Genomic DNA, 22,427 nt, shown 5'->3' on the forward strand with positions numbered 1-22,427 from the left:
CAGTTCCAAAGCAGAGCGCCGACGCCGAGCGCCGCATAGCCTATCAGAAAAGCCATTGCCGTTGTCTCAACCATTGCTGTGTTTCCCCATCAAAGACCCCAAACCGCAAGCGCCCGCTCCGCAGAGATCGGGTCGTCCTTGATGCGCAAGATCGTCTGGCGAGTTAGGCCCGACACCTTTGCGATAGCCGACGCTCCCTCCCCCTGCGCAAGCATCTCGCTCACGGTCCGTAGAGTGGCTCGGCTGTAGCTCGGCTTACGGCCCCGGTAGCGGTCCTCCTGTGCCCGAGCGGCGTCTATGCCTGCCCGCTGGGCCTCTTTCGTGGCCTCGGCCTGTGCTTGGGCGGTCGCGGCCATGAAGGCAATGAGCGCGTCCCTCACGGCTTGCTGCATCGGGTCTTTCGTTGCCCCGTCGAAGGTCATGTTGTTGATGACGGTCCGGACCACCACGCCCTTGCGCATCAGCTCCCGAATGGTGTCGCACACGTCCTGATAGTTGCGGCCCAGCCGGTCCACCCAGCGCACCACAAGCGTATCCCCCCGGCGCAGCATGTCCCGAAGCCTGCGGCCCTCGGGGCGCTCGGCAAGCGTGGTGCTCACACCGGAGACCCCGTGGTCGGCCACTACGTCGTCAATGGTGAACCCGGCGGCCTCCGCATGGGTCCGCTGGTGGTCGAGCGTCTGGTCGACAGTCGAGACGCGGGCATAGAGAATGGTCTTGGACATAGCACTTCCTTGGTGTCCGTTAGCATGATGTACGTTGACTAAACTGTCCGTTGATGCATGTCAACCCTAACGGACACTCTTTCGGACGGTGCCATCGCTGTACGCTGGGCTATACCCTAGCGGACCTGTATCGTTTGCGGTGAGGTTCTGCTACGACCCTGCGGGGGCAGTGGGGTCACGCAATGAATGAAATGAAGTCACGCCAGCTGGCGGTTCGCATCGCGCAAGGCGTATCGGCCACAGAAGGTCGGGCGCTTCAGGCATGGGCGGTGAAGCTTCTCGCCATTCGCCGCTCAGATTTGTCCGCTCCTAAAAAGGCGAGGCTGGCGGTGCAGGCGACGTTCTCCAGCAAGGTCATTTGGCCGGTCGTGAAGAGTGTCGCGGTGCAGATCAAGGGCCACGGTTGGGATAACCGCTCCAACGCGCAACGATTGGGCCTCACCGTCGCCGGCCTTGGCGCTGCGGTCTTCGGCGGTCATAGCGCAGGCATTGCCGCGCTGGGCGGTGCCATTGCGGTGCCCTTGTGGGTGGTGCTCGGCGCGGGCTCGATGTTCGCTCGCTACCTTTATGAGGAGATCGCTGTGCGTTCGCCAAGAGCATCCTCATCGGTGACAGATGCCGAAAAAATTGGGGACGGCAAAGCATAGGCCCTGTCCAATGTCACGGAACGTTGTGGCAGACAAATCCCCAATTGCCGGCCCAGTCCGGTCGAGCCGTAGAGAGGCGTTTGGGTCTGCCCGCTGTCTTGGCCGTCCAGCCCTCCCAGCCGCTACAAGGCTACCCGCTACCGAAAGGCGGCCTATCGATGGCCGAGCGTGGGCTTGCGGCGCGGCCCCGGCGGGGGGTATCGCGCTGCATCAAATGTCGAGTTCGACCCCTCGCATTTTTCGGCAATTTTCGGGCCGACTGCCTGGCGCGAATATGGACATTGATTTTTCTCGCGAATGTGGAACAAGATTATTCCTTGGATATCTGTCTTTGGGGAGGCTGGGATGGACGTTCAAAACGACTATCGACCCGAATGCACGGCCCGAGAGCTGGTGCGGGAAGCCATTAACAGCGCACGAGCTGGCGACATCATATCGGTGAAGGCGACGGTCGAATTGATCCGCGAATGGAGCCCGCGCCTCCACGTGACTGACTGCGAGTTGGTGGCCATGATTGTTTCAGCATCAACCGTGCTGGGATTGTTCGTCGCCTTTGACCTCCGCGAGCCCTGATGGCGCTTCACTGGTTTCAGCCCCAATTCGATTTTGTTAGGAGTTCACGGCGCAAGAGCGTAGGGTCATGCCAACAGAACGGCGCGTGGAGCATCTCAAGCTTTCTGGCCTGTAAGGTAGGGAAGCTAAATGCCCCATAGACTGATTGAGCCCGCCACCTGGTATCCGGAACCGGGGGCTGAAGGTGTTCCATTCGACACGTTCTCAAAGGCAATCGTCCACGCGATGAACCTGCCGCTCTCGGACCGGCCCCGACGCGCCAACATCGTCACCAAGTCCGGTTCGATCTATGGGTGGGACGCGATAGAGGAAATGGCCCTCCTGCTGTAAGCTACCTCTGCACCGGTCCCGTCCCGTTCCACCGGATGAAAGCCACTTCCTTCCCGGTGACTTCCCGCACCGTCCTCAAAAGCACCTCATGAAGCGTCTGCATGGACCTGTAGTGGTCGCACGTCGGCGATATCAGCGGACTGACGATGCTCTTATGGAGCCCTTCGGCGGCGTCTAGGAACCGCTGCAAATCCGCTTGCGGTAGCTGCTTGGGGTGCTTGTATCTGACCACTACGACCTCCTGTTGAGTGTCGCCCCATCTAGGAGTATGTTCCTACAATTGTGACGAGACAGCAAGGGGGCAAGGTGATGCAGCAGGAAGAGGGCGAACTGTCGGAGGCGTACTTCGAAGACCTCTTGAAGCACCGCGCGGCTATGGTTGAGCTGCGGTCGGACCAGCTAACAACCCTGGACAAGTCGCTGTTGGGCGTGTCGAGCGGTGCCCTCGGCATATCAATCGTCTTCATGGACAAGATTGGAGGGGGCAGCGCAGCCGTAAGTGGCTACCTCCTCACCTCGTGGATTTGTTTCGGCGCCGCCATATCGTCAAACATCACGTCCTACTTCACAGGCGCAGAGGATGCGCAGAGAGAAATCGACAAGCTAGACAAATGCGTCATCAAATCTACCGCCTATGAAAGCGGTGGAAACCCGTTCCGAGGGACAACGAAGCTCCTCAATGTCGCGGCGCTTGTGCTATTTATCCTTGGTGTAATTTCTCTAGCACTTCATGCCTACACAAGCACGAGGACCGCTCCTAATGGCACGCCCACCAACTCCCAACTACGACCATAGGGGAACCCCCAGCCCCTCGCCGGCCCCGAGGGTTCCTAGCGGCGTCGGTAAGCCGGACGCCGGCAAACCGTCAACCACCCCCGCGCCGACCCGGCCCACCAAAAAGTAAGCTCCTGCGTTAGCTCCTCGTGATGAAATGGGCGCGTTCAAACAATTCATCGTAGGTGATGATGTCCAGATTTCGCGTGTCCCGCCGAAACAGTTCAAACGTATCACGCTTCAACGCCGCCTCCCTCAAGTTGCCCGAGGCATCAAATTCGTTGCGGCTGCCAATGACCAAGATGGCCTTCGCGTCACGCGTTCTCGCTTCTAGCCGACGCTTCCCAGATTTGTCGAAGCGGTCGCTGGATTGGGCCGCAGCCATCCATTCGGCCTTCTGCTCAAGAACCTGTGAAACTGCGTCCATGAACTCTACACTGAACCGCCATGTGCCAGAGCGGCCTTTCCGGGATTGGAATATCTCGGTATCGGGCCGTTTGATTTCGACCAATACCGTGTAGTCCGTAAAGTTCATCAAGAAGTCGACCGTGGGCTTGTTCTGGTTGTCGGTCCCCGCCGTCCCAACCACCAATTCGCGATCAAACAGGCGCATGATCCGGTAGTCGAGCCCGTACCCAAAAACCCAGTTCTGGGCTTCGAAAAAATCTTGCCAACTGCCTTCCGTCCAAGTCCCGTCCTCAAGTCTGGCCTGGAACACCTCCAACGCCTGTCGCCTACCTAAGAGAAGGTTGACCTCTTCAGGTGAGAGACTGGCCTGCAACGAACGGAACAATTGCTCACGCTGGCTCTCATCCATGCCCCTAATGCGGTTGATCAGGGAGCGATCGGCGGCGTCGGTGATGATTTTTGGACCAGCCGTGACAGAGATGTCCTCAACCTGAAATCGATCTTCGTTAGACAGGTCTATGAACTTGATCCGCCTCAAGAACTCGAGGAGCTTTTCGAACTCATCCGAACGGAACGTGAAGGCATCTTTCGCATAGCCTTGGTACAGTCCCCGACACGGCTTTGAAACGTTTGCAGGGTCACCCGCCTTACCGAAGCGTCATCCTGACTGACCAACGCCGTAACTTGGGTCTTCCGCTGTTCACCGGTCAGCCGCAGGCAAAGGGCACCTTCAATTTCGCCGAGCAAGGCGCGTTCGGTCCCCTCGAAGACACCGTGGGCAAGGCGTCGCTTTTCAGGATTGATCGTGCCGTGGGTGAAGACCTTGGTGAGGTACGTCCTCCCCTCCCTGCGAAGCTGGAAGAATTTCGCGTCGTCCTCGCCCATCGATGCACCCCTCTCGTACCGAAACCGTACAACCTACTAGATCAGGTTTGCATACACGCGGCAAAGCGGGAGAAGCCGCCACATCTTGGCAAGCGGACGGCGTTGCGGTACACATTCATCCCGCGAGAGGTCCACAACAGCAGAATGTGGTCAGCAGAGGGATACGGTGCAACGCATTGGTATCGTTGAGATAATTTGGTATATCCCACGCGGTTAGATTTGGCTCATATAGCCCGGCCCGGGGAGCCAAATCTTTTCAAGCACTTAGACAAAGTTTAGCATCCTTGAATTTTGGGTGCTTTTCGACTTTGGGCTACACCGTGGGCTACAACTGCGAGCCTGATCCGATTCTGGGCCGGCGTGGCAGTTTGATTTCCAAGGGTTCCCTGTCACACTCCGCTAGGTCCATGCGATATGGACGTGACATACAAGAGGCGTCGAGGTGACCATGCTTACCCGATCGATCGACGCGCAAGAACTGTACGTCCGCATCGGCCACCATATCGAGTCAATGCCTGCCGGGATGGCGGTATACAGCGCAGAGAAGGCGATATGGGCCAGCCAGGCTGTTGCCCTGGTCGAGGCGGTCGGCAACCTGATGGATATGGCTGCAGTCAGGGATGCTTCGGAATGGTATCGCAAGCACCCAGACATTTACGCGAACACCTTTTGGCTCCTCCTGCAGCGTGCGCTGGCGCGCGCCGAGCTGGCAGCACCTGCAGCATCTTCTGGGTCTTTCCTAGCTGTCGGCAGCGCGCAATGGACGCGATGACCGCTATCGGCAAGGTTTTGAAGGAGGCGAGGTCAAGGCTGCTCTTCGTGGACCCGTATCTGGATCATACTGTTTTGACTGACTTTGCCGCCATGGCGGCCGAAGGAGTCAAGATCGATCTGCTGGCTGATTCCTTTTCACCGAAGACGGTGGCGACACTCGCGCCGGCGGCACATCGATGGGGTGCCCAATATGGAGCCAGACGACCCATAGAGGCTCGCGCCACGGCGCCACGGTTATTGCATGATCGGCTTATCATCGTCGACGACGCCAAGGTCTGGAACGTCAGCCAGTCGTTCAAGAATCTCGCCGGCAGGTCGCCAGCGTCCATAACCGTAGCCCCGGCCGAGGTTACAACGCTCAAGATTTCCGCCTACGCCGACCTGTGGGCGGCTGCCACGCCGCTGTAACTGAAGCCCGCCTCCGTGAGGCAGCGGGCTAAATGGGTCGGCATTGGACCCGGTTCTATGTCGGGTAATGCAGAGGGAAAAACGTGCGAAAGGATAGTGATGAGACATACGTCCTTGACCTGTGCGACGAGCTTCTAGGTTGTCAGTCACAGCGTCAGGCCACCTTTGATTTTTTGCGCGGAGATCCTGGACGACTAGGAATGCGGCGATGTCTCCCGGTAGATGCGTTTTACGTCAACCACGCCCTAGTTATCGAGTATCGCGAACGGCAGCGTAGCGAGGCGATAAGACATTTCGACAAGCCGGACCGAATAACAGTTAGCGGTGTGCACCGGGGCGAGCAGCGCCGGCTTTATGATAATAGACGGCGCGAGCTATTACCTGCGAACGGTCTGCTGCTAGTCGAAATTGACTGGACGTGTCTTGCTTCGACAAAGGCTGGCAGGCTTAGAAGAGATCGGAACCATGACAAATCGGCCTTGCGTGCCGCCCTCGAATTGGCCGGCGTCGAGTTCGTCGCCGAGAATGGCGGCGGGGCTGGGGTGAGGCTGCGGAAATGACCGACCCCATAGAAGAGCGAATCAAAAGTATTGCGAGTGAATTGCAGGGGATGCGCGGGAACCAGCGCGACATGCTCACTGACCTCGAAATGATGCGAAACCGAATCCCCGAAATCCAGCAATCTCAAAGGCATTTGGTCGGGCTCGTAGGTTGCGTCCTAGTCCTGTTAGTCATCATTCTGGTGAGAGGTTAACAGCGGCAGCAATCATGGCGACACGATTTCAATCATCTGAGAGCCGCAGCTTTTGGGCAGGCATCATCCTTTGGTCGATTCTAGATTTTGCGATCGTCCTGGCCATAGCGTCGATTTGGAACGATTGGCCGGCAGCATTGGTGGTAGCCGCAGCTGCCACTGTCGCAATTTGGTTGGCTCAAATGGTGCTGGCCCTCCACGGCATCGCTCGCTACATGGCTTACTTCTGGTTTTTTGAGAGGGAGAGCCGAACTAGGGCAACGGTTGATCAGCTTGTTCAACTGAAAATGCCGGCTCCCAATGCGCTCTACAACGACGTCGACGAATATCTACAGTCGGCGGCAAACGATCCATCAACATCAAATGACGGCAGATTATTTGCTGGAGCTACGCTTGGTCTTTTGGAGGCCACAAGGAAGTTTGGTCCTAGAGGTGTCGCGATCTCGACTGCCATCGTGCTTGAAGAAAGTCTGCGTAGGTATAGCAGCCGAACGACGATGAACCGTGCTGACCAATGACCCGCGTGTGGCTGGCTGGCCCTAGCGCCGGTTCACCTTCGGCGTGATCTCCTCAACCCTGACCTTGTTGCCGATCTCCTCGTGCTTCCGCGATCACACCATAGGCTGACGCGATCCCGCGGTTCACAATACAACTACAAGCGGTTGATTCCTTTGGGATGTAGCCGCCATCAGAGGTCCGTCGCGTGGGGGCACGCGGCGGGCTGCTGGTGGCCGGCGGAGCCGGGGTGAGGTTGCGCAAGAATCGGGTTTTGACGGCGTGTCATCCACCGTATTGAACGCGCCGCTCGACCCGCGCCTGGTCGCCGATTTCCTTTGCCTTGGCCAGAGCCTGGTTTATGTCTGTCGTGGTCAAGACAGTCCGCCAGTGCGGCGCCTCAAAAACGCTCACGATGTAGGTTGTCACCGGCATCCCGGTCATGCGATCGCTCCCCTACCGCCACGCCCGCGTCATGGTTCCGCGAGTGCTCATGGGGCCATTAAAGCGGAACCAGCCGTTAGGTTCCGTGATCCCGGTCACGGACCGTCCTTTGCCCTGCCGTATGCGTTCGGCCGCGAATCAGGCGTGTAGATCGGCCCGACTTTCTTGCTTCCACACTTGGCGTATTTCAGCCTGGGAATGAGGTCATCCGCCATTGCCGGCGCCTCTGGACCGAAGCGGTCGCGGAGATTCAGCAGGTCGAGCTTCTGGCTATGGTTGCATGGCGCGTGATGACAGTGCGCCGTCACCGTCATCTTCTCGTCTATCAACCGTTGAAACGTCCAGCCCTTGCCCATGCCGCCGATATAGCGCCGAGTCGGTCAGTCAACCAAGCCGAGCAGCCGGAGGCGGCTTGCTGACCGCGCGGCTTCGTCAAGTTCCTGACGTTAGGTCAAGAATCAGATATCGCTAAAGTTGCGGCGGACTTGGTGAAATGGCCCCGGCGCATTCAACCCTGGCGCCGGGGCCCATTCGCTTAGCGCCGCTGGTCCGGCGTCACGGCATGGTTGGTGAAGGCGAGGTTCCGATCGCCGCGGCCGGCTTCCCGGCATGGCTGACAAAATAGCACCTTGATCAGATCCCAGTACATGCAGCCGTGATCTTCGCCGAGGCGGTCGACGAGCGCTTTGACGTCGAGCTTCACACTTCGATGGCAGGTCATGCAGTCGACCGAGAGACCCGTTCCGGCCTTGAGCTTCTTGCCGAGCGTGTCCTCGACAAATGGATATTTCATGATCATGGGGAATGGCGATCTCCGTTGAAGGGGCTCGCCGCAACGAAGGATTATATTCCTAATATTATACTTGACGTACCCACATGATCGGAATAGGTTGATTCCATAAGGAGTTAGACCGATGTCCGTGCTTTCAGACCGCCACTTTCACGACGAAGCCGCCGCCTACAAGTTTGTAGAGGCCAGGATTTGGCCGAATGGCCCTACTTGCCCGCATTGCGGCGGCGTCGAGCGCATCTCGAAGATGGAAGGCAAAAGCACCCGCATTGGCACCTACAAGTGCTACCAGTGCCGCAAGCCCTTTACCGTGAAGATCGGCACCATCTTTGAGGCCAGCCACGTCAAGCTCAACCATTGGCTACAGGCGATCTTCCTTATCGCTTCGTCCAAGAAGGGCATTTCGAGCAACCAGCTTCACCGCACCCTTGGTGTGACCCTGAAAACCGCTTGGTTCATCTCGCACCGCATCCGTGAGGCAATGCGTGACGGCAAGCTTGGCCCGCTTGGTGGCAACGGCATGATCGTGGAAGCGGACGAGACCTATTACGGCCCGACCAAAGAGAAGCGCACTGTGACCACCAGCGGTCGCCCCTTCACCAAGAGCGGGCGCACCGGCCCGTCGAACAAGCGCGCTATCGTTGGCCTTGTCGAGCGCGGCGGTTCGGTTCGCACCTTCCATGTTGTGCAGGCAACCAAGGTCAATGTCGCGGCGCTGGTCACTGAAAACGTTCACCGCGAGAGCATCCTCTACACCGACGAGAGCAAGCTCTACGGCGGCATGAAGGACCATTTCGCCGGCCATGAGACCACCAAGCACACTGGCGGCGAATACGTTCGCTACGAAGGCGATGCCGTTATCCATTCGAACAACATCGAAAGCTATTTCAGCGTGTTCAAGCGTGGCATGCGCGGCACCTATCAGCATTGTGCCGAGAAGCACCTTCACCGCTACCTCGCTGAATTCGACTTCCGCCATAATTCGCGCGTAGCCCTTGGCGTGAACGACGAAGCGCGCGCCGCTCGCATCCTTGATGGTGTCGTCGGCAAGCGCCTGACCTATGAAACGACTAGTGCAAGGTGAGGCACCCTATGGCGTCTGGCGACCATCCAAATACCGCCCCAAAGCCGCCCGGAAAAAAGACCGGAAAGCTTAGTCAGAAAGAGCAATCCGAGCGGTTTAAGGAAGCCGCTCGGGAGCTTGAAGCCGATGAAAGTGGCGAGGCATTCGAACGGGCAATCGGCAAAATAGTGACCGTGAAACAAGCGAAATAAACGCTACGCTTTCGCGATGAGTTCTTTCAACCGATCGATGGTTTCTTGTGAGAGATCAATCCCTATCGAGGCACCGTCCGCGAAGTTGACACGTAGTATTTTATCGCCTTGCACTTCCTCGACACTGAGACTGTCCGGATAAACCATTGGGAGCAAATTGCTTTCCTTGAAAAGCGCCGTCGCCTTTAGAAAAGCGCTAGCAGCCTCAAACAGTCGTGGTTCGTCAAACGCTAGGGCGAATTTCTATTGCTTGAAACCGCTGAAACCGACGTACGCCATACGCCCGCCGCCCATTCTCCAGCCAAAGGTTTCATCTACTGGGAATATCGGAGTCGGGTCCGCGTCCTCGCGCCAGTAAGGCACAGGGCCATCATCGCCAACGACTATTTGCGCTGTAACTAGCGATCTCTTTTCCATCGGCCATAATTCAATCCCCATAGCCTTTGATGGTCCCATGTACATAAACGTGTGGTCGTGCTCCATTAAACTGACGAAGTCTTTTCGGGGGCGGCGCTTAGGACTGTCGCCACGCATCCTGGCAAATGAGTAATCCTTTGCGTATTTGCAGGATTGCCACGCAAGAAGGTCGGCTGCTTGGAGTAGACGCACCTGCGCTTTGGCCGCGAATGTCAGTGAGTCGGTCTCGCGCTTCAGCTTGCGAGCAATGTGATTGTATGCGCTATGTCTATTTTTATGGCCTGCCTCGAAAATATAGGCAACGCTCGACTCTATTCGGTTTTGCTCCAAGAACATACGTAGCGCGCTAACACATCCGTCCGCACAGTAGGTATATATATTGGGCGCATCATTTGGGGGAGGATCATAGCTGGCGGCCTCAGCCAAAAGCGCAAAGCCGCTTTGTGTATATTGCTTGATCAGAGCTATAAGCTCCTTAACCAGTTCAATCCGGTCGTCAATAGAGACGTCTTTGAACGGCGGATTGCCATGAGCGCAATCGACCATATGAAAGTATGGAACGCCATACTTGTTGAGGGCCGCACCCCATTTTTCGTCCATGATCTTCGCATCGTCGGCAGTGATGAAGTACCCGGCAACGCAGAAGATGCCGGGATGATCATCAAAGTCACCGCTTTCATCGAAGTATCCTTCGAACATCATAACGATACCGCCTCCGCTCGGGAGCAGTATCTCAACAAGCCGTTGAAACTGATCGCCAGAGGGACGGGGAGTCACGACTCACCCGCCTTCCGCTGATCGTACTCGCTGGGTACGCGAAGTACAACATGCGGATTATATTCCCAGGCGCTTCCTGCTTTGGCAAGACCTTACGCGATCACACCATGTCCTTTCGAGGTAGATTAGCGGATTTGTATATGCGGCGAGCCCCAAATCAAGGGACCGCCAGGTCGGCGTCTGTTCAGGCAATTCTGCCCCCAAGGAGAGGACGCCGGCCGCGGCAAGCGGCGCCTTGTACTTGAAGCGGAGGTGAGAAAGCATGAGCAGCTTTGGCGTATTGGTCGTGCTCGCTACGGCGGCCGTGGCGATCCTTTACCTGCTGTCATATGTCTCGATCACAATGTAGGGCAACAGCACGCAACAGAGACTCGCCAGCACGCGTTCCCGCCGGCCGCTCTCCTACGCCGCCGAAGCGTCCCGCGCGTCCTGGCGCCCGCCAGTGGACGCGCGTGCTCCACCTTTTGCTGCTTCCATCGTTCAGACTGATAAGCCCCAATCATATTAGCAAAGGTATATATATTAGCCAGCCGGACGCGCGCCCATCCTCAAGGCCGCTGCCGGTCAGGCCCAGCGGCCTTCCGCTGCCAGTCCCCCTCGCAACCAAGCCGCTGGGCCGCCCGCCATAAGTGCTTTCGAAAGTCGGCTTCCAGTCGCGGTTCCTGCGCTTGCGGCGTGGCCGTAGCAAAACGGCTCAAATTCGTGCGAACCGATCAAGCCCTAGACGTCGCCGCTGGCCTTCCGCGAAGACCAGAGCGAAAGATTCAATCTCGAACCATCGGGTTACTTCTTGGTCTTCCTCAACCACGCGGACGAACCACTCGCCGCAGGCCTCTACCACTTCCACACAAGGATGCACCTTGCCGTTCAGCGTCACGTCATCCATCGCAGCCGCTCCCTTAGAAGCAATGGGAAACGCCGATTTTTGACCGGCGCGGGTAGGCCTTCAATTAAAAAAGACATACCGGCAGATCCGGGAAGCAGGATGTGAACAAGCCCACATAGAGGTCACAAGGCCGCGCGTTTCCGCCAGCCGCTGTCCCCTACAGCGCCGAAGCGAAAGCTATTGTGATCGACCTCTCTGCGAAAACAGCTCGGCAGTGATTTTGTCTCTGTCCCCCCTATGCCTAGCGATCAAAGCGAGCGCTTCCTGGCGGCCAATGTTGCCGAGCTTCATGAGGTACGGAAGCTCAAACGTTCTCTTGTTGAAGCGCCATTCTGGCACGTACCGTGTTGCCACTTTTCGCGCTGTCGTTCCACCTTGAGGCATCATTTGGCTCCTCTCCCTATACGATGATGCAGTCGCAAATTCCGTGCCTCTTGCTCCCCGCGCTCGACGACATCTGGACTCTCGCGCGGGTTAGAAGCGTTCTTTCCTCGGGGAATGGGATGGAGTTCGACGATATCATTTCTGGCAAGGAGGCATTCTTGCAGCAGGCTATCCAGCTCTAAACGCAGGAAGGTCTGACCCTCGATTTCAAGGCACCCGCAGTCGGCAAACAGGGTGCCGTCTTCAATGCTCAAGGGCAACTGACCAAGGACGGTCGGGTTGCGCTTGCAAAAGCACTGTCCGCCTTCAGCAACTCGGCCGGCGGCGTTTTGGTGATTGGAGTTGACTGCCGAAGGAACGACGATGGAGTCGACTGTGCGAGCGCCCTTGACCCTTTGCCTAATTGGAAATCTGCGCTGAGCGCTGTCAGTTCCGCTGTTGGCGATTTGCTGCAGCCCAAAAATGACGGCATCCGGATCGATGGATTTGCGTCCACCCAAAGCCAAAGCGTGGGCTATCTAGTTATAGATGTGCCCCGTTCCGATAGACGACCGCAGCGCAGCGAAGCCGCCGACCAGAAACAGTATTTCAAGCGTTCCGGCGGCGCCTCCTACGTGATGGAGCATGTCGATATAGAAGATGCTTTCAAGCGGGCTTCAGTGCCAGAACTCGAAGTGAAACCGAGATGGCGACGCTTTTCAACGTCAGGGTGGCAGGCCCAATTTCATTTGGAATTTTGGGTGGACAATGTCGGCGAGGCCACAGCTTTTGTCCCATTCCTAGAGTTGCAAATCCGCACGAATTTTCACCTTGAGTGGCCGAACCATGTCTTGGGAGTCCATCGAGAGCGAATGCCGGAAGGCCAGATGTCATATGGAAATTCGGAATTCGTTATTCATCCGGGTCAGACCCGCCTTACCGAAAGGCTTGAGATCCATTTCGTGTTCGATAGCGAAACGAAATCCACGGAACTCATTGGAGGTCTCGCCGTCAACCGCGCTTCTTTGCGTTTTCGCTACGCGGTGTTTGCAAAGGATATGAGAAAGAAGGTTGGTGAAATCGTCTTCGGTCCAGAAGAGTTTCGCCAAGTCCGATGGGACAGCCTGTAAGATCGGTGTCGGCATTGGTCTGGCCGTCGCTGGATAAAGAAAGGCCCGGAAGCCGAAGCCGCCGTCAATAGCGGGAGTGGCCAGCCGGTCGAGCGTGCAGCCCGTTTTTGTAAATCCGCTCTAGTACGTCACGAGCAGACTCGGCGCGCTCCCGTGTGCAGCCCATAAGTATTTTCCCGCCCAAGCTTGCGGGCTCGCTAGTGACGTCATCCCAAACCATCCAACCGCCAGTCGGTTCAAGAATGCAACTAAATCTACCCGGGCTTTCTTCCATCGCCCCATTCCCAACATGGGCGGAGCGTTTCATTATTTTAGCAGTCACGCAAGTAATGGCCAGCGAGAGATCACTACCTCATTTGATCAAGGTTAATTTACGAAACAAAGGAAACCCTAGCGGTTCTTCGGTTTCGGTGTGATCTCCTTAATCTGCGCCTTACCTGACGTAAGGGGGCCGTTACCGGAAGCTCTCCCTTGCGGGAGGCGAAGCTTGCGTTCGCGCACAGGTTGCGCGATGCTGCCTCTTGGGCAAGGGGCAATCAATGGCAAGCAAGATCAATATCGAGAAACCGGCAATCGCCATCGACAAGTGGGAGGTAGCGATGAGTGAAGCAGTTGGCGGTGTCGCCCTACTCCTGTTCCCGACCGAAGGTGATGTTGTTCCGATTATACTTAGGCCCAGTCAGGCAACAAAGTTGGGCCACGATTTACAATCGACCAAGTTCATACCCAAACCTACTGTCCAATAAGCCTCCAGCGGCCCTTGCATTTGGTACCTCTCTACATCGCCGCCCCGATGCTTGCCGGTGCCGTCTGGCGCTACAGGCAGCGCGACATACTCGCCGGCCATGCCCTTACTTCCGCGATCACACCATATGCAACTGCGGCCCGTCTGTTAGCCTATCTTGGCGGCGGACCCCATTTCCGCCCTGGCCGGCGCCCCCCACCTAAGGCACCCCAACAAGCGCCCTTGCGGCGCCGGCCGTCTTCACCAGCGCTCGCTGCGGACCATCGTCCAAAAGGCTGTATTCCCACAACTCTAGCGAGAGCGGTACACTCACTACTCGGCGCGCTTCCCTCAAAGCGCCGTCGGTAAAGGCTCGGCGCCCCTCTTGTTTGTTCAGTGTCAAAGGAGGGCGCCGAGCCACAGACGTTCCATGGATCGCATGGAAGTAGCGGCTTAATTCACCGGCCCTGTTGGCCGCTTGCCTATCGCTCGCGCGTTGTTGCGAGTGCGATATAGTGTTTTTGCCAAGGACATGCGACGCAAGGTCGGCGAGTTAGTCCTAGGCGCGCCCGAATTTCTGCCGGTGCAATGAGACAATGCATAGCCACCACCATGAAGGCAGCCGCCTCTGGGTCGCGTCTGGCCTAGCTTTACTCCGCAGGTGTTTCTTCGGGCGGTGGCGTCAACACTGTGATGTCCATTCTGGCGATCTTCGATGCGGCGGCTCCTTGAGCGCTAGAACTCGTGTCGCCCGTTTCGGCAACCATTGCCTTGGCGCGATGTCCAACGCTGTCGGCGCTCTTGCCTGGCGCAAATCCTTCGCCTGTTTCTGGCTTCACCGCTTTCAGTTGAGTTTCCGGTATCTGCCGATGCTGACTTGCAATAACCGAAACCATCGTTTCCTCCTTTGGTGAGGATATCATGGTATCTGCTGTGGCTGTTGTGAGACTTGCCACGCCGAAAACCTGCCATACCCGTGAGGCCGGGCGCGCCAAAGAGTTGCAAGTGAACTGAGCGACCGATTAACTCAATTTGGTGATACTGCTTAGCTCTATTTGGTACTCACCACTGCTGGTCAACTTTGTTAGGCTCACGCCGTGGTTGCGGAATCCGGCAACGCGGTGCGCACGAGTTTTGCGCCTCCGATCGAAGCAAGGATCGCGCGTGGCCAGGTGAGTCGTGGAGGTCCAGTCATGGATCGTGCCCAGAGGCCGAAGGCGGATTGCCGCAGCCCTGCATTCCCCCGCGGCAACCGACAATTCTCAACCGTGGCAGCCTTGTTTCATGGCGCCCGCGAGAGGTCACACTGCGCCACGATAAGCCTCATCCCGTTCTGCCTCATCCTGTTATTTGCTGTTTCAGCAAGAGGTCAGTCGGAGACTGACGACAAGCTCGTCCCTCAAGACACTGTCGAGGTAAATGTCTCGGGGTGGGATGCCTTGCGCGGCGGCGTTACGGAGGGCGCGGAGCTTAACCGTGCTTTTACGATCGATACAGCCGGGAAGCTGGATCTTCCGGCCATTGGACAAGTTCCCGCCGCAGGTCTGCGTGAGAGTGAATTGGCAAAGCTGATTACCGATCGCCTGCAGGCCAGAAGCGGGTTCGACGTGCGTCCGGTTACGACCGTCCAGCGCAGGCAATCGGCAGCGTCTTCGGGCCGCGCCAAAGTCGAGGGGCTCCCGCTGGCGGCGCTACCAGACATCAACGGTTCTCGCACAGCGCGCGAAGAACTCGATACGATGCGACGCGTCACAGCCGACGCAGGCGTACGGGCGCGTGCTGTTGTAGACGCAACGGCTCTTCAGGGACGATCCCTTGAAGAGCAGAAGCAAAGAGCCGAACTGCTCGCGCGGGATCTGGCGATGGCGCAGCGCAAAGTCGAAAGCTTGCAGGCCAAAGCCGTTCTCGCTATCCGCGAAAAGGCCGCCGCACTCGGAGCGCACCAAGCTGCGGAGGTTTCGCTGTCTGGAGCGAGGCGCGCGCTTGACGAGGAGCGGCAGAAAGTTGAGCGCTTCGAACGCGATCTTGCCGCGGCGCACCAATCTCTCGATGCTCTGGAGGTAAGCGGAAAACTGGCTGCGGCTGCACAACTCGACAGCATTCAGCGCCGCGAGGTTGCCGAGGCCGCTGCAAAGCGAGCCGGCGAAGCGCTCGTATTGGAACGCGGGAGAGCAGATGCTCTCGCGCTCGATCTCAATGCTGCCAGCCAGGATCGTGACGCGGCAAAGGAGGAAGTCGACCGGCTTTCTGCTGCTTTGGAGCAACAGCGCGAAAGGGCCGTTGGCCTGGCCCGCGACCTCACTGCGGCGCGCAACGACATCGACATGCTGAAAGCTCGCGATGCGCCTCGCGCTCAGACCACCGAGCCCGCTCCCAAAGCACGCGCCAGTGATCGCGCAGGTACCGTTGCACTCGCAAGGAAGCAGGCTCGATCAACCCATGAACCTCAGGGGCGAGAAATCCGCAAAGTGGCGGTCCGCAAGTCATCGCAACCCGTTCGGCTGACGACGATTACGCTGCCCGCCACATTGCTCCCGACGCGGGCGCCATTGCGCCCAGCACAAGGAATATGGTGATGCGCAAGTATCTGGCTTGCGCATTGACGATCGCAGTTGCGATCGGGCCTGCTTCTGCTCTTGACCTAGGTGTTGGAGGCAACGTCGGTGGTGTCGGGGTCAGCGCCGGTCTGGGCGTTGGCTCGAACGGCGCCTCCGTCGGCGTTGGCGCGAGCGTCGACGGAATCGGGGGGGCAAACGTTGGAGGGTCGGTCGGCACGGGATCGCTTGGCGCCAACGTTGGAGCCAGCACCAACCTCGGCGGTACGACAAGTGGTGGAGTGAGCACTGCGTTGGGGGGTACCACGGGGCCAGCCAGTGTCGGTGCCAGCAAGAAGACGGCCGCCTTGGTCGTGACCAAGGGCGCGCCACACGCAATCGTCCTGCCACGCAGCCTCAGGCCTTCCAAAGGTGGTCGCGACATGTTCGGCCTGGGCACCACAGGTTATCCCATGCTACGGCTTCAGGTGCCGTTAACGGGGATACCTGGCACCCCGCCTGCCGTGGTTCGCGTCTGCCGCCAGGCGATCATGTCGGCTGCGACGCCACTTGGTGCCTTGCGTGTGCACGTAGCCAGCGCAGGGTCCCTGCGCCGACATCGTCGCGGCGCCCTCACCGCACCGATTGAGGTGCGCATAGACTATGCAAGGCAAGGCGGCATCGAGGTTCGGCAGGCACGGGTCGGATGTCGCCTCGATGCGGCGGGCACGGTCGTCGCGGTGAAATAGGTTTGATGAATCTGGCGTGTGCATCCTCAGCACGTTTGATCTCGCCCAGGCGCCATCCTCCGTCGCCGTCTTCTTCGCGCTGGCAGGCCGCGTGGTTGCGCTTTTCCGCAGCACGGCTGAAGAAACACAGCTGGCAACACTCACCCGAATTCCAGACGACTGTTGCGAGCAGGCCGGCCGCGCGCGAGCATCTGGCCCGTTGCCTGATCACTCTTTGCAGCGGCGGCATCGACCGTCCAGACATCAGGATGGCTCTGGACGGTATTGCAAAAGACAGGCGCGGCACCTCCGTAGGGGAATGGCCGGTGCGGCTTGCAGCCTTCGGGGACGAACATCGCACCGGCCACTGCGGTGGGCTTATGGGTTCCTCCCGCACCGCAAATTTACCGGCATATTAGCAACCACGCAATTAAGCCAATCGGTGGTCGCAGGCGTAGGGGGTACCGTCCCCGTCCCGTTCCATCGGATGAAAGCTGCGTCCAGGCGCGCGCATGGCAAAGATGGATGATGGCCACCGGGACAGCCATTAGCGGGGGAAAACGTTCGAACAGGGTTATGCTGCAGGGTTGCTAATATTAGGGTCTGCTTTAGCTGGCTCGCCCGCCCGAGCCGGTCAGGCCCGACGGTCAGTCGAATGCACCCCAACTTACTGTCGGGCCGCTGCTGCTTTGCTTGCCGTCAATGGCACCGGCTCAATGCAGTAGAACTCGCCGGGCGAAGACCCCAACCACCTCAAGCCCGGCGAGCCTACACCTGATCGCAGTAGCGATCAGGGCCGGGATCAACCGGCGAAGCTTGCGGTGCAAGATGGATGCCGGCAATTCTCTCCCGAAATGGGACAGGACACATCTTCGCGTCGATCATCGATTGAAGGTCCAGCCCCGAGGCGCGGCTTGACCCATTACGTCCGCTTCATGCCCTTCGCGCGGTGCCGGCGTCGTGCTGCACGCGTTTCCAGCGGCCTCGCGCATCGAGGCAAGCTTGGTCGACCAAGTGATAAATTGCCTTTGCCTCGCCCGGCAGTGCTTGGCGGGCGGCGGCATCCACGGTTATGAGCGTTGAATGCAGAAAACTTTCGTCATCCGCGCGGCCATCCTGTTGTGGGCGGGCCTGTCTTGCCTGCTCGGTCTGCGGTGCCTTGTCGACCTTGGCATGTTGGGCTTTCCCGACGGCTACATAACGCCATACGCGAAGGCGACCAGCGAACTGCTGCGCATTCTCGCCTGGGCATGCGTGGCGCAAAGTCTCTATTTCTTTTGCCGGGGCCTGTTCGGCAAGCGCTTCGCGCCCGTCCCTCTCTTGCTGCAAGTCCTGATCGCTGCTGCATTGACTGCCGTGCCGATCCTCATCGTGAAAAACTGTCCCCGCTCTCAAACATGCAGCAGCCTCTATCAGGCGCTTACCAATACGATGATGGATGATGGTGCGGGCGGATGATGCTTTGGCGCAGCTTGCGCGCGCATCCTGGCTACGCGATGGTGAAGCAAAACTTGGGAGGAACGATGCGAAAGATCATGGCATTGTCGCTGCTGTTCGCAGCCGCGCTATCTGCAAACCCCGCTTGGGCGCTCGATGCCAGCGGCACGCCTGTGGTGGTGACCCCGCTTGCCTCGCGCAAGGAAACGGCCTCCGGCCAGCCGATCACCTTGCCGCAGAAAAACGTCCAGGTTCTGGTGTCCACCTTTGACATCGCGCCGGGTGCGACCTTGCCGGTGCACAAGCATACGTTTGCCCGCTATGCCTATGTCCTGGCCGGCACACTGAAAGTCACGGGTATCGAGAGCGGCAAGAGCAACACCTATCAGACCGGCGATTTCATCGTCGAGATGATCGGACAGTGGCATCAGGCCACCAATATCGGCACCGGCCCGGTCAAGCTACTGGTGATTGATCAGGTCGAAGCAGGCGCCAAGAACACGGTGTTGCGCCAGTAGTTTTCGGTAGCATCTTGCAGACCGGAATCGTGGGAAGGGAAATTCCGTGCGTAGGCAAAGTGGCTACAGGACGCTTCGACTCTTGTCCGCCGTCGTCCTTCTTGCGAGCAGCATCGCGCTGTCAGGAGGTATGGCGGTTGCATCATCGAAGAGGCCTCCAAAATACGACCACATCGTTGTCGTCATCATGGAGAACCATTCCTTTGATCAAATTTTCCAGACAAAGGAAGCCGCCTATTTGAGAAAGCAGGCAAAGGGAGGCGCCCTGTTTGACAATTCCTATGGGGTTGCCCATCCCAGCCAGCCCAATTATTTCGCGCTCTTTAGCGGCTCGACACAAGGCGTCCACGACGATGGCTTGCATAGCTTCGCAGCGCCGAACCTTGCCGCCCGTCTTCATGCCCACGGGAAGACATTTGCCGGCTATGCCGAAGCCGGATCCCCGCGCAAACACAATCCTTGGGAATCGTTTGCGGACGCAAAGGGTTTTGGCAGACCTTTGACCGATTTTCCCCGCGACTACACCAGACTGCCGTCGGTCAGTTTCGTGATTCCCAATCTCGCAAATGACATGCATGACGGCACGATAGGCGATGCGGATGTCTGGCTGAAAAGCCACCTTGGCGGCCGCCAATTGGTCAAGGGCAAACAACAGCCTGTTGATAGTGACGTTCGATGAGGATGATTACAGCACCAGAAACCGCATATTTACTGTATTGTATGGGTCTGGAATTGAACCGGGGCGCTACTCCGAGAAGATCGACCACTATACGGTATTGCGAACCATAGAATACATCGAAGCCATAGCTCCGCTTGGCACCAGCGCAGCCAGACAGGTGATCGGCAGCGTTTGGCGGCGGCGCTAGGTCGGGCGTCAAGCGGGCGTTTGCGCAACGACTTGGCGGTCCGAGGTTTGCAAAACGAGCGCGTGGTAGTCGACCGCTGCCAATTGCCTGACGCCATCCAGCACCATGCTGCCGGCGACGTAGACGATGACCGCCAGACCAAGCCAGCCGATCCAGCGGTATCTGGCCAGCAGCGCCGCCACCAGCGTCGAGGCAACCGCCATCAGGACCACCGATAGGATGAGGCCAAAGATCAGCGCATCCATGTCGTCGCTGGCCGCGCCCGCCACGGCGAGCACATTGTCCAGCGACATCGAAACGTCGGCGACGATGATCTGGATGATTGCCGTCCGCAACGCCTTGGCCGGCCGCCCTGCCGCTGCCGCAGGAGCGGCGCCGTCGTCGCTGTCCCCGGCGGAGCGCAATTCGCCGAACATGTTCCAGCACACCCAGAACAGCAGCAGGCCACCGACAAGCATGATCCCAGAGATTTCCAGCAGCTCCACAGCCACCACGGCAAAAACGATGCGGATCACCGCCGCCGCGGCAATGCCTGATATGATCGCCTTCTGGCGCAGCTCCTTCGCCAGGCCGGCGGCCGCCATGCCGATCACCACGACATTATCGCCCGACAGAACGAGATTGATGGTGATGACTTCCAGATAGGCCTCGATCGTCGCCGGGTCGATCTGGAAGGGCATTCAACAAGCTCCGTGGAAGCGGGCGGACTGACCAGACGAGCGATTGACCACTAGGGTTTGAGTGAGTCGTTCAAAGCCTACAATGGCGAAAAGATGCTCCCTACCATCTGGTGCTGATGGCGCCGGTGTCAAAGACAGGGCCGGCCTCGGCGTAGGTCCAGCCTACTATCCGGCTTTCGCAGCTATCGGCCCGATGCTACCGCTTGGGCGACTGGAATCAGCAATGGATTGGCCCCTTTGACCCCCGACAACAACGCTCGCTTGCCGCTGATCGAAATCTGCGTCGAAGGCATCGATGGCCTGCTGGCCGCGCAAGCCGCCGGCGCCGATCGGGTCGAACTCTGCGCCAGCCTGGTCGAAGGCGGCATCACGCCGAGCCTCGGCACGGTGCGCGCAGCACTTGAGCGCGCGACCATCCCCTTCCATGTCATCGTGCGGCCACGCGGCGGCGATTTTCTCTATGGCGAGGCGGAATATCGTTCGATGCTCGCCGATGTCAGTGCGCTCAGAGACCTCGGCGTGGCCGGCGTCGTCGTCGGCTGCCTGAACGCCGACGGCAGCATCGACGAGGAGCGCATGAGCGAACTGGTGCGTGCGGCCGGCCCCCTGAACGTTACTTGCCACCGCGCCTTCGACATGACGCGCGACCCGGCCGAGGCGCTTGAAGCGCTGGTCCGCTGCAAGGTGGGCCGCGTGCTGACCAGCGGCCAGCGCGACACCGCACTGGAAGGGGCTGCGCTGCTGGCGGATCTGGTCCGCCAGGCCGGCGACCGCATCATCATCCTCGGCTGCGGTGCGCTTGACCCCGAAAACATCGCCAAGGTGCTGGAAAAAACCGGGCTGACGGAGATGCATTTCGCCGCACTCTCGGACGTGCCGAGCGCGATGGCCTACCGCAACCCGCAAGTCGGCATGGGTGGCACCGACCTCGACCGCGAATACCGCACCACGGTCACCGACCAGGCGCTGGTGGCAGCGACGATCGCGGCGGTGAGGGCATGACAGCCGCCGCCGTTCCGGTCATCAGCCGCGTCTCGGCAGAAGACGAACCGGCAATCCTCGCGCTCAACAACGAGCATGCGGCCGAACTGTCGTGGCTGGAGCCGGAGCGGCTGTCCTTCCTGCTCGGCGAGGCATTTTACGCCCGCCGCATCGGGGCGCTCGAAGCCTTCATCATGACCTTCGACCAGGATGCAAACTACGACAGTCCGAACTTCCTCTGGTTCCGTGAGCGCTACCAGCGCTTCGTCTATGTCGACCGCGTCGTCGTCGCCGGTGCGGCGCGGGGCCGCGGCCATGCCCGCCTTCTGTATGGCGAACTGTTCGTGGAGGCCGCCCGCGCGGGCCACACCATCGTCACTTGCGAGGTCAACGCCGAACCGCCCAATCCGGCCTCGGATGCATTTCACGCCGCGCTCGGCTTTGTCGAAGTCGGCGACGCGGTCATCCACGGCGGCAAAAAGGCGGTGCGCTACTATGTCAGGCAGATCCCTGGCTGAGGCGGCGGCGGCACTGGTCACGCAAGGAAGCTATGGCTAAAATAAGCGTTTCCGCCAGCCAGGGCGAAACACCATGCCGAGCAACGTCTTTCGCTTCGACGAGAGCTGGGACATTCCGGGGGCAACGCCGCAAGAGGTTTGGGACGTGCTGTCCGACGCCGAGCTGCTGCCGCTCTGGTGGGGCGATGTCTACAAAGAGGTCGTGCCGCTCGACAAGAAGGGCAAGGGCGTTGTCGGTTCAAGAGCCAAAGCCCGGGCGCGCGGCGCCCTGCCCTATGAATTGAATTTCATCGTAGAGGCGGTCGAAATGGATCCCGGCAAACTCGTCGGGGTCAAGACGATCGGTGATTTCGACGGGTTGTGGCGGGCAGAATTGTCGCCGTCGGGCACGGGCACCCATGTCAAGCTGACCTGGCAGGTGACGGTCGAAAGGCCGATCCTGAAGTTCCTGGCGCCGCTGCTGCGGCCCGCCTTCGCCTGGAACCATCGGTGGACTACGCCGCGCGGGGAAGCCGGCCTGCGCCGTTATCTGGCTTGGCGCAAAGGCAAGGCCGTGTAGCACCGGTCATGCCTGCGCAACTCCATG

Annotated in this window: 30 protein-coding genes; 19 read left to right on the forward strand and 11 right to left on the reverse strand. The window is 59.0% G+C overall.

Translation table 11 applies throughout. The features are described 5' to 3' along the window. Positions 1-89: 89 nt before the first annotated feature. The gene (locus AC1DVW_RS17570; RefSeq protein WP_477324679.1) at positions 90-725 is read right to left on the reverse strand and encodes a recombinase family protein; all 636 of its coding nucleotides are present in this window, start codon (positions 723-725) and stop codon (positions 90-92) included. A 182-nt stretch (positions 726-907) separates the two neighbouring features. Between AC1DVW_RS17570 and AC1DVW_RS17575 the strand changes: the two genes are divergently transcribed. The 4 genes from AC1DVW_RS17575 to AC1DVW_RS17590 all read left to right on the forward strand — a co-directional run bounded on the left by AC1DVW_RS17575 (position 908) and on the right by AC1DVW_RS17590 (position 3,070). Beyond that, on the forward strand, positions 908-1,372 hold the full coding sequence (locus AC1DVW_RS17575; protein WP_477324681.1) for a hypothetical protein: 465 nt from the start codon (positions 908-910) through the stop codon (positions 1,370-1,372). Positions 1,373-1,717: 345 nt separating this feature from the next. Next, positions 1,718-1,945: a hypothetical protein gene (locus tag AC1DVW_RS17580; protein ID WP_477324683.1), complete on the forward strand. Its 228-nt coding sequence runs from the start codon at positions 1,718-1,720 to the stop codon at positions 1,943-1,945. A 129-nt stretch (positions 1,946-2,074) separates the two neighbouring features. Next, entirely contained in the window at positions 2,075-2,275 is a 201-nt protein-coding gene (locus tag AC1DVW_RS17585) for a hypothetical protein (RefSeq protein ID WP_477324685.1), read from the forward strand. A gap of 309 nt (positions 2,276-2,584) precedes the next feature. Continuing rightward, positions 2,585-3,070, forward strand: a complete 486-nt coding sequence (locus tag AC1DVW_RS17590; RefSeq protein ID WP_477324687.1) for a hypothetical protein — start codon at positions 2,585-2,587, stop codon at positions 3,068-3,070. A gap of 118 nt (positions 3,071-3,188) precedes the next feature. Here AC1DVW_RS17590 and AC1DVW_RS17595 read toward each other — a convergent pair whose 3' ends face one another. Further along, positions 3,189-3,995, reverse strand: coding sequence for a Shedu immune nuclease family protein (locus AC1DVW_RS17595; RefSeq protein WP_477324689.1), 807 nt, complete (start codon positions 3,993-3,995; stop codon positions 3,189-3,191). Further along, positions 3,992-4,342, reverse strand: a complete 351-nt coding sequence (locus AC1DVW_RS17600) for a hypothetical protein (protein WP_477324691.1) — start codon at positions 4,340-4,342, stop codon at positions 3,992-3,994. Before AC1DVW_RS17600 ends, AC1DVW_RS17595 begins: the two co-directional genes overlap by 4 nt. 442 nt (positions 4,343-4,784) lie before the next feature. Here AC1DVW_RS17600 and AC1DVW_RS17605 point away from each other — a divergent pair, with 442 nt between their 5' ends. The 3 genes from AC1DVW_RS17605 (at position 4,785) to AC1DVW_RS17615 (ending at position 6,796) form a co-directional block, all read left to right on the forward strand. Continuing rightward, on the forward strand, positions 4,785-5,114 hold the full coding sequence (locus tag AC1DVW_RS17605) for a hypothetical protein (protein WP_477324693.1): 330 nt from the start codon (positions 4,785-4,787) through the stop codon (positions 5,112-5,114). Next, complete coding sequence (locus tag AC1DVW_RS17610; protein WP_477324695.1) at positions 5,102-5,524, forward strand: hypothetical protein; 423 nt, start codon at positions 5,102-5,104, stop codon at positions 5,522-5,524. The genes AC1DVW_RS17605 and AC1DVW_RS17610 overlap by 13 nt, the downstream gene beginning before the upstream one ends. Before the next feature lie 768 nt (positions 5,525-6,292). Beyond that, entirely contained in the window at positions 6,293-6,796 is a 504-nt protein-coding gene (locus AC1DVW_RS17615) for a hypothetical protein (protein ID WP_477324697.1), read from the forward strand. Positions 6,797-7,058: 262 nt separating this feature from the next. On the opposite strand, the gene AC1DVW_RS17620 is transcribed toward AC1DVW_RS17615, so the two are convergent. The 3 genes from AC1DVW_RS17620 to AC1DVW_RS17630 form a co-directional block, all read right to left on the reverse strand. Next, entirely contained in the window at positions 7,059-7,217 is a 159-nt protein-coding gene (locus AC1DVW_RS17620) for a hypothetical protein (protein ID WP_477247943.1), read from the reverse strand. Positions 7,218-7,312: 95 nt separating this feature from the next. Continuing rightward, entirely contained in the window at positions 7,313-7,573 is a 261-nt protein-coding gene (locus AC1DVW_RS17625; RefSeq protein WP_477247941.1) for a hypothetical protein, read from the reverse strand. A 179-nt stretch (positions 7,574-7,752) separates the two neighbouring features. Continuing rightward, positions 7,753-8,016 (reverse strand): hypothetical protein, encoded by a 264-nt coding sequence (locus AC1DVW_RS17630; protein WP_477247939.1) that lies wholly within the window; start codon positions 8,014-8,016, stop codon positions 7,753-7,755. 115 nt (positions 8,017-8,131) lie between these two features. On the opposite strand from AC1DVW_RS17630, the gene AC1DVW_RS17635 reads away from it, so the two are divergent. Continuing rightward, entirely contained in the window at positions 8,132-9,091 is a 960-nt protein-coding gene (locus AC1DVW_RS17635) for an IS1595 family transposase (RefSeq protein ID WP_477324699.1), read from the forward strand. An 8-nt stretch (positions 9,092-9,099) separates the two neighbouring features. After that, positions 9,100-9,282, forward strand: coding sequence for a hypothetical protein (locus AC1DVW_RS17640; RefSeq protein WP_477324701.1), 183 nt, complete (start codon positions 9,100-9,102; stop codon positions 9,280-9,282). Positions 9,283-9,525: 243 nt separating this feature from the next. On the opposite strand, the gene AC1DVW_RS17645 is transcribed toward AC1DVW_RS17640, so the two are convergent. The 3 genes from AC1DVW_RS17645 to AC1DVW_RS17655 all read right to left on the reverse strand — a co-directional run bounded on the left by AC1DVW_RS17645 (position 9,526) and on the right by AC1DVW_RS17655 (position 12,000). Further along, complete coding sequence (locus tag AC1DVW_RS17645) at positions 9,526-10,401, reverse strand: DUF3800 domain-containing protein (RefSeq protein WP_477324703.1); 876 nt, start codon at positions 10,399-10,401, stop codon at positions 9,526-9,528. Between the two features lie 769 nt (positions 10,402-11,170). Then, positions 11,171-11,362 (reverse strand): hypothetical protein, encoded by a 192-nt coding sequence (locus AC1DVW_RS17650; RefSeq protein ID WP_477247937.1) that lies wholly within the window; start codon positions 11,360-11,362, stop codon positions 11,171-11,173. A gap of 383 nt (positions 11,363-11,745) precedes the next feature. Further along, the gene (locus AC1DVW_RS17655) at positions 11,746-12,000 is read right to left on the reverse strand and encodes a hypothetical protein (protein WP_477324705.1); all 255 of its coding nucleotides are present in this window, start codon (positions 11,998-12,000) and stop codon (positions 11,746-11,748) included. 6 nt (positions 12,001-12,006) lie between these two features. Between AC1DVW_RS17655 and AC1DVW_RS17660 the strand changes: the two genes are divergently transcribed. Continuing rightward, positions 12,007-12,855 carry an AlbA family DNA-binding domain-containing protein gene (locus AC1DVW_RS17660; protein ID WP_477324971.1) on the forward strand — a complete coding sequence of 283 codons (849 nt, stop codon included), beginning with the start codon at positions 12,007-12,009 and terminating at the stop codon, positions 12,853-12,855. A gap of 539 nt (positions 12,856-13,394) precedes the next feature. Next, complete coding sequence (locus AC1DVW_RS17665) at positions 13,395-13,601, forward strand: hypothetical protein (RefSeq protein ID WP_477324707.1); 207 nt, start codon at positions 13,395-13,397, stop codon at positions 13,599-13,601. A gap of 628 nt (positions 13,602-14,229) precedes the next feature. Here AC1DVW_RS17665 and AC1DVW_RS17670 read toward each other — a convergent pair. After that, the gene (locus AC1DVW_RS17670; protein WP_477247933.1) at positions 14,230-14,475 is read right to left on the reverse strand and encodes a hypothetical protein; all 246 of its coding nucleotides are present in this window, start codon (positions 14,473-14,475) and stop codon (positions 14,230-14,232) included. Between the two features lie 297 nt (positions 14,476-14,772). Between AC1DVW_RS17670 and AC1DVW_RS17675 the strand changes: the two genes are divergently transcribed. The 5 genes from AC1DVW_RS17675 (at position 14,773) to AC1DVW_RS17695 (ending at position 19,662) form a co-directional block, all read left to right on the forward strand. Then, positions 14,773-16,155 (forward strand): polysaccharide biosynthesis/export family protein, encoded by a 1,383-nt coding sequence (locus AC1DVW_RS17675; protein WP_477324709.1) that lies wholly within the window; start codon positions 14,773-14,775, stop codon positions 16,153-16,155. 1,769 nt (positions 16,156-17,924) lie between these two features. Continuing rightward, on the forward strand, positions 17,925-18,299 hold the full coding sequence (locus tag AC1DVW_RS17680; RefSeq protein WP_477324711.1) for a hypothetical protein: 375 nt from the start codon (positions 17,925-17,927) through the stop codon (positions 18,297-18,299). Positions 18,300-18,364: 65 nt separating this feature from the next. Further along, entirely contained in the window at positions 18,365-18,796 is a 432-nt protein-coding gene (locus tag AC1DVW_RS17685; protein ID WP_477324713.1) for a cupin domain-containing protein, read from the forward strand. 82 nt (positions 18,797-18,878) lie between these two features. After that, positions 18,879-19,475, forward strand: a complete 597-nt coding sequence (locus tag AC1DVW_RS17690; protein WP_477324715.1) for an alkaline phosphatase family protein — start codon at positions 18,879-18,881, stop codon at positions 19,473-19,475. Then, positions 19,462-19,662, forward strand: coding sequence for an alkaline phosphatase family protein (locus AC1DVW_RS17695; RefSeq protein ID WP_477324717.1), 201 nt, complete (start codon positions 19,462-19,464; stop codon positions 19,660-19,662). Before AC1DVW_RS17690 ends, AC1DVW_RS17695 begins: the two co-directional genes overlap by 14 nt. An 8-nt stretch (positions 19,663-19,670) precedes the next feature. Here AC1DVW_RS17695 and AC1DVW_RS17700 read toward each other — a convergent pair whose 3' ends face one another. After that, positions 19,671-20,342, reverse strand: coding sequence for a YjbE family putative metal transport protein (locus AC1DVW_RS17700; protein ID WP_477324719.1), 672 nt, complete (start codon positions 20,340-20,342; stop codon positions 19,671-19,673). A gap of 237 nt (positions 20,343-20,579) precedes the next feature. Here AC1DVW_RS17700 and AC1DVW_RS17705 point away from each other — a divergent pair, with 237 nt between their 5' ends. From AC1DVW_RS17705 to AC1DVW_RS17715, 3 genes are all read left to right on the forward strand, one after another. Beyond that, entirely contained in the window at positions 20,580-21,344 is a 765-nt protein-coding gene (locus AC1DVW_RS17705; protein ID WP_477247922.1) for a copper homeostasis protein CutC, read from the forward strand. After that, positions 21,341-21,841: a GNAT family N-acetyltransferase gene (locus AC1DVW_RS17710; RefSeq protein WP_477247920.1), complete on the forward strand. Its 501-nt coding sequence runs from the start codon at positions 21,341-21,343 to the stop codon at positions 21,839-21,841. The genes AC1DVW_RS17705 and AC1DVW_RS17710 overlap by 4 nt, the downstream gene beginning before the upstream one ends. A 73-nt stretch (positions 21,842-21,914) precedes the next feature. Beyond that, positions 21,915-22,400 carry an SRPBCC family protein gene (locus AC1DVW_RS17715; protein WP_477247918.1) on the forward strand — a complete coding sequence of 162 codons (486 nt, stop codon included), beginning with the start codon at positions 21,915-21,917 and terminating at the stop codon, positions 22,398-22,400. Positions 22,401-22,427 lie beyond the last annotated feature (27 nt).

This window comes from Mesorhizobium sp. P3_B5 (genome assembly GCF_056402815.1).